General features: G+C 67.5%; 1 protein-coding gene. It reads right to left on the bottom strand.

Going from position 1 to position 721, the window contains the following annotated elements:
- Positions 1-721: putative bifunctional diguanylate cyclase/phosphodiesterase (locus B2W70_RS14735; protein ID WP_286746792.1), on the bottom strand; the 721-nt coding region annotated here is incomplete at both ends.

Here is a 721-nt window from a genome sequence, read left to right as displayed (position 1 = left end):
CTGGCGCGGGCTGACGTTGACCGACAGCGTCCACTGCCGGCCCGCCTGCTGCAGCCGAGCCAAAGCCTCGCAGGCGCGCTGCAACACCATCTGTCCCAGCTGCAGGATCAGCGTGGATTCTTCGGCCAGGGGGATGAAGACGTTGGGCGGCACGTTGCCGCGCTGGGGATGCTGCCAACGCATCAGCAACTCGCCACCGATGATGCGGCCCTGGGCGTCGACCTGAGGCTGCACGTGCACATCGAACTGCTCACCCGCCAGGGCGAGCTGCAGGTCCTGCTCCATGGCCAGTCGCTCTTCGACTTCGGACTGCATGGTCGCCTCGAAGAACTCGATGCGGTTGCGCCCGCCCGACTTGGCGCGGTACATGGCGGTGTCGGCTTCGCGCAGGAGGTCGTCGACGGTGGTGGCATCGCCGCGCGGGAACAAGGTCAAACCGATGCTGCCGGTGCTGCTGTAGGGGAACCCCGAGACCTCGTAGCGCCCTTCCAGCACGGTGCGCACCTTCTCGGCCACCAGGCGGGCCTGCCTGGCGGCGACCTCCACATCGGGGTCGAGGTTGCCCACCTGCACGACGAACTCGTCGCCACCCAGCCGGGCCACGGTGTCGTCCTGGCGCAGCACGCTGGACAAGCGCTGAGCCACCTGCCTGAGCAGGTCGTCGCCGACGGCATGGCCGCGCGCGTCGTTGATCTGTTTGAAGTTGTCCAGGTCGATGAAC

Source organism: Aquabacterium sp. UBA2148 (genome assembly GCF_002328915.1).
In the GTDB taxonomy this organism is placed as follows: Bacteria; Pseudomonadota; Gammaproteobacteria; order Burkholderiales; family Burkholderiaceae_C; genus Aquabacterium; species Aquabacterium parvum.
This window is presented reverse-complemented; position numbering and strand designations above follow the sequence as displayed.